This is a genomic window from Kitasatospora sp. CM 4170 (assembly GCF_032110285.1).
Taxonomy (GTDB): domain Bacteria; phylum Actinomycetota; class Actinomycetes; order Streptomycetales; family Streptomycetaceae; genus Kitasatospora; species Kitasatospora aburaviensis.
In genome coordinates this window covers 6,057,365-6,065,000 of the sequence record NZ_CP134877.1, presented here as the reverse complement: position 1 = coordinate 6,065,000, position 7,636 = coordinate 6,057,365, and the positions used below count along the sequence as shown (strand labels likewise).

At 71.9% G+C, this 7,636-nt stretch carries 7 protein-coding genes (1 of these 7 only partly in view); all 7 read right to left on the bottom strand.

What is annotated here, in order from left to right:
* Nucleotides 1-1,444, bottom strand: the 5' portion of a protein-coding gene (locus tag RMN57_RS25955; RefSeq protein WP_313765712.1) for a CoA-acylating methylmalonate-semialdehyde dehydrogenase. Its footprint begins 80 nt before the window's first position; only the first 1,444 of its 1,524 coding nucleotides appear in the window; the start codon lies at nucleotides 1,442-1,444; its stop codon lies off the left edge, out of view.
* Nucleotides 1,445-1,674: 230 nt separating this feature from the next.
* The gene (locus tag RMN57_RS25950; protein ID WP_313765711.1) at nucleotides 1,675-2,505 is read right to left on the bottom strand and encodes a nucleotidyl transferase AbiEii/AbiGii toxin family protein; all 831 of its coding nucleotides are present in this window, start codon (nucleotides 2,503-2,505) and stop codon (nucleotides 1,675-1,677) included.
* A gap of 85 nt (nucleotides 2,506-2,590) precedes the next feature.
* Nucleotides 2,591-3,043 carry a hypothetical protein gene (locus RMN57_RS25945; RefSeq protein ID WP_313765710.1) on the bottom strand — a complete coding sequence of 151 codons (453 nt, stop codon included), beginning with the start codon at nucleotides 3,041-3,043 and terminating at the stop codon, nucleotides 2,591-2,593.
* Nucleotides 3,044-3,250: 207 nt separating this feature from the next.
* Nucleotides 3,251-4,645, bottom strand: coding sequence for an FAD-dependent oxidoreductase (locus RMN57_RS25940; protein WP_313765709.1), 1,395 nt, complete (start codon nucleotides 4,643-4,645; stop codon nucleotides 3,251-3,253).
* Nucleotides 4,646-4,727: 82 nt separating this feature from the next.
* Nucleotides 4,728-5,531: an ABC transporter permease gene (locus RMN57_RS25935; RefSeq protein WP_313765708.1), complete on the bottom strand. Its 804-nt coding sequence runs from the start codon at nucleotides 5,529-5,531 to the stop codon at nucleotides 4,728-4,730.
* The gene (locus RMN57_RS25930; protein WP_313765707.1) at nucleotides 5,531-6,475 is read right to left on the bottom strand and encodes an ABC transporter permease; all 945 of its coding nucleotides are present in this window, start codon (nucleotides 6,473-6,475) and stop codon (nucleotides 5,531-5,533) included. The genes RMN57_RS25935 and RMN57_RS25930 overlap by 1 nt, the downstream gene beginning before the upstream one ends.
* Nucleotides 6,472-7,614 carry an ABC transporter ATP-binding protein gene (locus RMN57_RS25925; RefSeq protein ID WP_313765706.1) on the bottom strand — a complete coding sequence of 381 codons (1,143 nt, stop codon included), beginning with the start codon at nucleotides 7,612-7,614 and terminating at the stop codon, nucleotides 6,472-6,474. The genes RMN57_RS25930 and RMN57_RS25925 overlap by 4 nt, the downstream gene beginning before the upstream one ends.
* Nucleotides 7,615-7,636: the final 22 nt, after the last annotated feature.

Here is a 7,636-nt window from a genome sequence, read left to right as displayed (position 1 = left end):
TGAAGAAGTGCACGCCGTCCGGGCCGTAGGCGTGGGAGTCACCGAACAGCGAGGCTTTCCAGCCGCCGAACGAGTAGTAGGCGACCGGGACCGGGATCGGCACGTTGATGCCGACCATGCCGACCTCCACCTCGTGCTGGAAGCGCCGGGCCGCGCCGCCGTCGTTGGTGAAGATGGCGGTGCCGTTGCCGTACGGGTTGGCGTTGATGAGGGCGACGCCCTCCTCGTACGAGGCGACGCGCACCACGGACAGCACGGGGCCGAAGATCTCGTCGTTGTAGACGGACATGCCGGGCTTCACGTGGTCGAACAGCGTGGGGCCGAGCCAGAAGCCGTCCGCGGTCGGGGCGCCGTTCTTGTCCTCGGCGGCGACCGGGTGCTTGCGGCCGTCGACGGCGAGCTCGGCGCCGTCGGCGAGGCCGGACTCCACGTAGGAGGTGACCTTGTCCCGGTGCTGCCCGGTGACCAGCGGGCCCATCTCCGAGTCGCCGTTGCAGCCGGGGCCGACCTTCAGGGTCGCCATCCGCTGCTTGATCTTCTCGACCAGCTCGTCGCCGATCGGGTCCACCGCGACCAGGACGGAGACCGCCATGCAGCGCTCGCCCGCCGCGCCGAAGCCGGCGTTGATGGCGGCGTCCGCGCTGAGGTCGAGGTCGGCGTCGGGCAGGACCAGCATGTGGTTCTTGGCGCCGCCGAGCGCCTGGACGCGCTTGCCGTAGCGGGTGCCGGTCTCGTAGACGTAGCGGGCGATCGGGGTCGAGCCGACGAAGCTGACCGCCTTGACGTCGGGGTGCTCCAGCAGGCGGTCGACGGCGACCTTGTCACCGTGGACGACGTTGAAGACGCCGGCCGGCAGGCCCGCCTCCTTCCACAGCTCGGCCAGGAAGTTGGCGGCGGACGGGTCCTTCTCCGAGGGCTTCACGACCACGGTGTTGCCGGCCGCGATGGCGATCGGGAAGAACCACATCGGCACCATGGCCGGGAAGTTGAACGGCGAGATGATCGCGACCGGGCCGAGCGGCTGGCGGATCGAGTAGACGTCGATACCGGTGGAGGCCTGCTCGCTGAAGCCGCCCTTGACCAGCTGCGGGATGCCGCAGGCGTACTCGACGACCTCCAGGCCGCGGGCGATCTCGCCGAGCGCGTCCGAGTGCACCTTGCCGTGCTCGGAGACGATGATCGAGGCCAGCTCGTCCCGGCGGGCGTTGAGCAGCTCACGGAAGTTGAAGAGCACCGTGGTGCGCTTGGCGATCGAGGCGTTGCGCCACTCGGCGAAGGCCGAGGCCGCGGCGGCGACCGCCTGGTCGACCTCGGCGATCTCCGCGAAGTCGACGTGGCCCGTGACCTGGCCGGTGGCCGGGTCGAAGATGTCACCGCGACGGGGCGTGGCGCCGGCGGTGGCGACCGGCTCGCCGCCGATCCAGTGGGTGATGTGCTTGCTCAAGGTCCGTCTGCCTCCGAAGTCCCGGGCGGCGTCGTGCCGCCGGTCCCTTGTCTGGCGCCGCCCGCGGGTGGGCCGGGCGACGGGATCACGGGGCTACCGCGCTCACCACCCAGTCTGGTCGCCGCCGTCGCGCGCCTCAACGAACAGGCTGACGGGGATCCGGGATTCAGCCTTACAGGTCGTAGGCCGGCTCCGCCGAACGGGCGGCGGCACGTTGCCGGAGGCCCCCGTCAGACGTCCGCGGACTCGCCGGGGGCGGCTCCGCCGGCGACTCCGTCGGCGTCCCCGTCAGCGTCCTCCTCCGCAGCCTCCAGGTAGGGGTCGTGCAGCCCGTCCGGTGCCTCCTGGGTCTCCAGCAGGTCGAGCCGGAGGTCCTGTGACCAGGCGAGGGCCCACCGCTTCAGGCCGTCGACCGCGCCGGCCGGGAGCCCCCGGGCGCGGAACCGCCCGTCCGCGGCCTCGGCCAGCGTCTCCAGGCGGTCGGCGAGCACGGTGGGCTGGAAGTCCGCGTCCAGCGCGGTGGCCAGCGCCAGCAGCTCGCCCTCCTGGTACCAGGCGGTCAGCGCGTGGACGTCGATCAGGTCCCGCGGCATGCCGCGGTCGACGAGCAACGCGGTGGTCAGCGCCGCCGCATCCTCCAGGGCGACGACCGGCACGGCCACGGCCGGCTCCCCGGGCGCGGGCGCGCCGAGGTCCAGGCGGACCGGCCGGTGGCCCAGCGGTTCCTTGCGCAGCTCCACCGTGTGGGAGCGCCCGCCGAGGGTCAGCCGCACCGAGAGCTGTTCCAGGCGCGGGGTGCCGGGGCGCTCGGCGACTCCGCCGCCGGCCGCCCGGTAGGCGGCGGAGAGGTCCGCAGCGGCCTCCGGCAGATCGGTCTCGCCGCTCGTCACCAGGGTGAGCCCGTCCTGGGCGCAGGCCGGCACGCCGTGGGCGCGCAGCGCGTGCCCACCGGCCAGGGCGAGCCCGAGCCGGTCGCAGACGGGCGCGGCCAGCTCGGCGAGCCGCAGCTGGGGCGGGCCCGGGTGGAGGGAGGCGTCGACGGCGTCCGGGGCGGTGGTCACGGTTCCAGTCTGACGCGGCCGGCCGCTCCGCGCGCCCACGGTCGACCGCCGCGACGGGGACCGACCGCGACGGCACCGGCGGGTCTCACCGGTCGCTGATCCTGGCGGCGGCCTCGTGCAGGGCGAGTTCCAGCAGCACCGGGTCGTTGAGCCGGCCGGAGCCGTCGGGCGGGACGAGCCAGCGCACTCCCCGGCTGCGCCGCTCGGGGTGCGGGACGACGATCCAGGTGCCGCTGCCCGCCGTGCGCACGCCGGTGCCGACCCAGCGGGCGGCGGTGCCGACGGGCACCAGGAAGCCGAGGCTCTCGCCGGCGGGGTCGGTGAGGACCGGTCCGCAGAAGCCGGTGTCCAGGATGTCGAGGGCCGGGCGGCCGAGCCGGCCGGGTACCGAGAGGACGTCCCAGCGGCGGCCGGCGGGCAGCAGCACCAGTCCCGGTCCGGTGCGCTCCCACCGTGCCCGGCAGGCCAGCGGATCCGGTGCGGCTCCGGCGAGCCAGTGCAGTGCGGTGTGCTCCGTGCCGTGTCCCGTGTGCTCCATGGCCTGTCCCGTCCCCCAGCGTGGCTGCTGATCGTCGTGCGGCGGGAACGAGGAACCCGCCGTCACCGACGAGAGGCGGACGGCGGGCATCTCTTACACGGGCTTGCCCGGGAAACCTCGATCGGCCGCCCGGAAGGCGCGTTCACCCGCGCGGGAACCGGTGGACGGCCCCCACGCGGGTGAACGGGGCGAACGGGTCCGAACGGGTCAGCTGTCGAAGCCGAGCCCCAGCCGGTCGAGCGTGCGCAGCCATAGGTTGCGGTGGCCGCCGGTGCGGTCGGCCCGCTCCAGGGAGCGGGTGGTGATCTCGATTCCGGCCCAGCGCACCGGCTCGGGCGGGAACGGCAGCGGCTTGCTGCGGACCATCTCCAGCGAGGTGCGCTCGGTCCGCGCGCCCGCGAGCAGGTCGAGCATCACCTCGGCGCCGAAGCGGGTGGCACCGACGCCGAGCCCGGTGTAGCCGGCCGCGTAGGCGACCTTGCCGCGGTATGCGGTGTCGAAGAAGGCGGAGAACCGGCTGCAGGTGTCGATCGCACCGCCCCAGGCGTGGGTGAAGCGCAGGCCCTCCAGCTGCGGGAAGCAGCGGAAGAAGTTGTGCGCCAGGGTGCGGAAGGTCTCCGGCCGCTGGTCGTACTCGTGCCGGACGTGCCCGCCGTAGTGGTAGACCGCGTCGTAGCCGCCCCAGAGGATCCGGTTGTCGGCGGAGAGCCGGAAGTAGTGGAACTTGTTGGCGCTGTCGCCGAGGCCCTGGCGGCCCTTCCAGCCGATCGCGGCCAGCTGCTCGTCGCTGAGCGGCTCGGTCATCAGCGCGTAGTCGTACACCGGGACGACGTACGGGCGGACGCGCTTGACCAGGGACGGGAAGACGTTGGTGCCGAGCGCGACCCTGCGGGCGAAGACCCGCCCGTAGGGGGTGCGGACGGCCATGCCGCTGCCGTGCTCGCCCAGGTCGTTGGCCGGGGTGTGCTCGAAGATCCGCACGCCCTGGCCCAGACAGGCCTCCTTGAGGCCCCAGGCCAGCTTGGCGGGGTGGACCATCGCCACGCCCTCCCGGTCCCAGATCCCGCCGAGGAAGGTCGGCGAGTCGACCTGCGCGCGCAGCTCGTCGCGGTCGAGCACGGTGACGTCGAGGCCGTACCGGGCGACGGCCTCGGCCACCTCGTGCAGTTCGTCGAGCTGGTGCGGCTGGGTGGCGACGTCGATCTCGCCGGTGCGCTCCCACTCTGCGTCGATGCCGTAGCGCTTGAGGGTCGCCTCGATGCCGTCCAGGTTGGCGGCACCGAGGCGCTCCAGTTGGCCGAGTTCGGCGGGCCAGCGCTGCAGGCCGTTGCCGAAGCCGTGGGTCAGGCTGGCCGCGCAGAACCCGCCGTTGCGACCGGACGCCGCCCACCCCACCTCCTTGCCCTCGACCAGCACGACGTCCAGCGAGGGGTCGCGCTCCTTGGCGATGAGGGCGGTCCAGAGGCCGGAGTATCCGCCGCCGACGACCAGCAGGTCGCAGGTGGTGTCGCCGACCAGGGCGGGCAGTGCCGCCGGCCGGCCCGGGTCCTCCAGCCAGAAGGGGGTGGGCCTGGCGTCACTGAGTGCGCGGGCGGAGTCCATGCATTATCAGCCACTTTCTGCACATTGGTGGTGGTTGTCCGGCCGTCTCCCCGACGGTACGCCGGGCCGGCGGCCGGGGTGGTCAGGCGGTGGCCTTCCGGCGGTTCCCGAGCCACTGGCCCGCCACGGTGAGCGCGACCGCGGCGATGAACATCGCGGTGCCGATGACGTTCACCTGCACCGGGATGCCGCGCTGCGAGGCGCCCCAGACGAACATCGGGAAGGTGACCGTGGTCGGGCCCGAGTTGAACTGGGTGATGATGAAGTCGTCGAAGGAGAGCGCGAAGCTGAGCAGCGCGCCGGCCGCGATGCCGGGGGCGGCGAGGGGCAGGGTGACCCGCAGGAAGGTCTGGGTCGGGGTGGCGTAGAGGTCCTGGGCGGCCTGTTCGAGCCTCGGGTCCATGCTCATCACGCGGGCCTTGACCGCCGTCACGACGAAGCTCAGGCAGAACATGATGTGCGCGATGAGGATGGTGGTGAAGCCGAACGGGATGCGCATGTTGAGGAAGAGCGTGCCGAGCGAGGCGGCCATGACCACCTCGGGCATGGCCATCGGCAGGAAGATCATCGCGGTGGTGGCGGAGCGGCCGCGGAATCGGTAGCGGGCCAGCGCGAAGGCGACCATGGTGCCGAGCACGGTGGCGCCGATGGTGGCGAGCACCGCGACCTGGAGGCTCAGCGAGAGCGACTGGCACATGTCGGCGACGCCGCAGGGGTCGGTCCAGGCGTCGGTGGAGAACTCGTTCCACTCGTAGTTGAACTTGCCGACCGGCTTGTTGAACGAGAAGGCGAGGACCACCAGGTTGGGCAGTATCAGGTAGGCCAGGGCCAGCAGGCCGGCCAGCACCACCAGGTGGGCGCGGATCCACGTGAACACTCGGGACATCAGACGAGTTCCTCCGTCCCGGCCTTGCGCATGTAGACCGTCACCATGCCCAGGATCAGGGCCATCAGGATGAAGCTGAGCGCGGCCGCCGTGGGGTAGTCGAGCACGTTCAGGAACTGCTTCTGGATGCCGTTGCCGACCATCTGCTCGCTCGGCGAGCCCAGCAGCTGGGCGTTGATGTAGTCGCCCGAGGCCGGGATGAAGGTGAGCAGCGTGCCCGCGACCACGCCGGGGAGCGAGATCGGGAAGGTCACCTTGCGGAAGGTGGTGAACGGGCGGGCGTAGAGGTCGCCGGCCGCCTCGTGCAGGCGCGGGTCGATCCGCTCCAGCGAGGTGTACAGCGGCAGGATCATGAACGGCAGGAAGTTGTAGGTGAGGCCGCAGACCACGGCGAGCGGCGTGGCGAGCACGCGGTCGCCGGAGGTGAGGCCGAGCGCACTGGTGACGTCCAGGACGTGCAGCGCGTTGAGGGCGCCGACCACCGGGCCGCCGTCCGAGAGGATGGTCTTCCAGGCCAGCGTGCGGATCAGGAAGCTGGTGAAGAACGGCGCGATCACCAGGATCAGGATGACGTTGCGCCAGCGCTTCCCGGCCTTGAAGGCGATCGTGTACGCGAGCGGGTAGCCGACGGCCAGGCAGAGCAGGGTGGCGGTGGCGGCGTAGCCGAACGAGCGGACGAAGTGCCAGCGGTACTCGACCAGGGCGTCCCAGTAGGTGGCGAGGTGCCAGGTGACGTGGAAGCCGTCCTCCAGCGAGCCGGTCTGCAGCGAGGTGGAGGCCTGGTAGACCATCGGCACCGCGAAGAAGACGACCAGCCAGGCGATGCCGGGCAGCAGCAGCCAGTACGGGGTGAGCTTGCGCCGCGTCCTCGGGGCGGGCGCCGGGACGGTGCCGTCGTCGGGGGGTATGGCCTGCGGCGGCGCGGCCGCGGTGGTGGTGGTCATGCCGCGGCCTCCCCGGTGCCCGCGTCGATCGCCTGCGAGGCGTCCAGGGCGAAGGAGTGCGCGGGGTTCCAGTGCAGGACGACGGGCGCGCCGGGGACGATCCGGGCGTCGCGCTCCATGTTCTGCTCGAAGACCGTCACCTCCTGGCCGCCGTCGGTGCGCACCACGTACTGGGTGGAGACGCCGATGAAGCTGGAGTCGAGCACGGTGCCGGCCAGCCGGTTGCGGCCGTCGGCGACCTCGGCGGAGGCGTGCTCGATGGTGATCTTCTCCGGCCGGACACCGAGGTGGACCTTGGTGGCCTCGGTGGCGCAGCGGGCCTTCGGGACGGCGAGCCGGGCGCCGGCGGCGGTGAGCAGCAGGTCGCCGCCCTCGCTGCCGCTGACGTCGGCGGGCAGCAGGTTGGACTGGCCGAGGAAGTTGGCCACGAAGGTGGTGGCGGGGTTCTCGTAGAGGTCGGCGGGGGCGCCGAGCTGCTCGACCCGGCCGCCGTTCATCACCGCGATGGTGTCGGCCATGGTCATGGCCTCCTCCTGGTCGTGGGTGACGTGGACGAAGGTGATGCCGACCTCGGTCTGGATCCGCTTGAGCTCCAGCTGCATCTGGCGGCGGAGCTTGAGGTCGAGGGCGCCGAGCGGCTCGTCGAGGAGCAGCACCTGCGGGTGGTTGATCAGCGCGCGGGCGACGGCGACGCGCTGCTGCTGGCCGCCGGAGAGCTGGTGCGGCTTGCGCCGGGCGTACTGGCCGAGTTCGACGAGTTCGAGCATCTCGTCGACCTGCTTTTTGACGTCCTTCTTGCCGCGCCGGCGCAGGCCGAAGGCGACGTTCTCGAAGATGTCGAGGTGCGGGAAGAGCGCGTAGCTCTGGAAGACGGTGTTCACCGGCCGCTTGTACGGGGGCAGGGCGGTGACGTCCTGGCCGCCGATCAGGACGGTGCCGGTGGTGGGCTCCTCCAGGCCGGCGATCATCCGCAGGGTGGTGGTCTTGCCGCAGCCGGAGGCGCCGAGCAGGGCGAAGAAGGAGCCCTGCGGGATGGTCAGGTCCAGCGGGTGGACCGCGGTGAAGGAGCCGTAGGTCTTGCCGATGCCGGTGAGGCGGACGTCGCCGCCGGCGGCCGCGGAGCTCTGCTGCTCTGTCATGGGTGGTGTCTCTCTGGTTTCT

Coding starts and splice junctions, on each gene's coding strand:
- RMN57_RS25945 (WP_313765710.1), bottom strand. CDS start 3,043: ATGGAGCACACGGGACACGGCACGGAGCACACCGCACTGCACTGGCTC.
- RMN57_RS25940 (WP_313765709.1), bottom strand. CDS start 4,645: ATGGACTCCGCCCGCGCACTCAGTGACGCCAGGCCCACCCCCTTCTGG.
- RMN57_RS25935 (WP_313765708.1), bottom strand. CDS start 5,531: ATGTCCCGAGTGTTCACGTGGATCCGCGCCCACCTGGTGGTGCTGGCC.
- RMN57_RS25930 (WP_313765707.1), bottom strand. CDS start 6,475: ATGACCACCACCACCGCGGCCGCGCCGCCGCAGGCCATACCCCCCGAC.
- RMN57_RS25925 (WP_313765706.1), bottom strand. CDS start 7,614: ATGACAGAGCAGCAGAGCTCCGCGGCCGCCGGCGGCGACGTCCGCCTC.